We start from the raw sequence: 1,225 nt of genomic DNA on the forward strand, positions 1-1,225 counted from the left end.
CCTTGAAGCCGGCAATGGTCTGTGCTGACCCGTCGGCCAACCGGATATGGCAACCCTTCGCGCCAGCGTGGATGACCACGCCCGCTGCTTTCGGGCAGTGATCGCCCAGCAGCCTTGCCGCGAGGCCCTCGACATCGCCAGGACCGGCAATTTCGGCCGCCTCCGTCGTGTTGCAGCTCAGCCATGTGGTTCGCGCGAGCACGCGCGACAGGATGGGGCGTGGAATGTCCGTGATGACCGGCGTCGGGTCGAAGACGAAAGGTGTTTCGTCAGGCAATGCCTCGATCCAGTCGGTGAGCGCATCGCGGCTCTTAGGATAGCTCAGCGTATAGCCGGAGGTGAACACCCAGTCGCCCGGCGCAACCGCAATAGGCTCCATCATGTCGGGGCTGAGTATGCTTTCCGCACCCGGCCACGACACGAAGGTGCGTTCAGCGTCGCTCGAGATCATGGCGACACAATTGCCGCTGTCCATCAAGGGCGATGGCGGCGTCAGCGTCGCGATGCCCTCGGCCATGAAAGCAGCACGCAGGAAGTCGCCGTTCGGCCCGCTGCCGAGCTGGCCGCCGAACACCACTTGCATGCCCGTTCGGCTGGCCGCGACCATCATGTTGAAGCCGCCGCCGGCGACCTGGGCGAAGCTCGACGCCGTCTTTTCCATGCCGGGCGCCGGCAAGGCATCGATGCGGTAGACATAGTCGACCACAGCGCTACCGATATGGACGAGACGCCCGCTCATGCCGCGGCATCCTTGCCGGAACCGGTTTTCGCCAGCCTTGCCGCGACGAGGTCGGCGGCGAGTGCGCGAACCTCTGACATGTCGATGCCGACAAGCCGCGCGATGTGCTGTTGCGGCAATCGGGAAAAACCGCTGCAGGCGCCGGCCATGCCGGCGGCGATGGCACCGATCGTATCGGTGTCGCCGCCGAGGTTGGCGCTGATGATGGCTGCTTGCCAAGGGTCGCCACGAGCGACTTCCAGCACGGCGAAGGCAGCCGGAACCGATTCCTGGCTGGCGACGCCGGTACCGACCAGATCGGTGATCAGCCGGATCGCATCCCTGATCGCCTTGCCGCGCACGATGTCCTGTGCCCAGACGATACGTGCGGCGATGTCGCCGCCGGTGACCCAATGGCCGAGCGTCGCCCCTCGCCTCGCCGCCGCGACGGCGCTGGCGGAAGCATCGCGCCAACCACCACCGGCGACGCCGCGGCTGACCGCGGCG

The 1,225-nt window shown here is 66.7% G+C and carries 2 protein-coding genes; both read right to left on the bottom strand.

The window, feature by feature from the left end; genetic code table 11:
- The coding region (locus EN935_RS36630; protein ID WP_127374267.1) for a PfkB family carbohydrate kinase at positions 1–739 on the bottom strand (739 nt) is incomplete at its 3' end.
- A partial coding sequence (locus EN935_RS36635; protein ID WP_206534674.1) for an ADP-ribosylglycohydrolase family protein occupies positions 736–1,225 on the bottom strand: 490 nt, incomplete at its 5' end. The genes EN935_RS36630 and EN935_RS36635, both read right to left, overlap by 4 nt.

It is taken from the genome of Mesorhizobium sp. M7D.F.Ca.US.004.03.1.1 (assembly GCF_003998635.1).
GTDB lineage: Bacteria > Pseudomonadota > Alphaproteobacteria > Rhizobiales > Rhizobiaceae > Mesorhizobium > Mesorhizobium loti.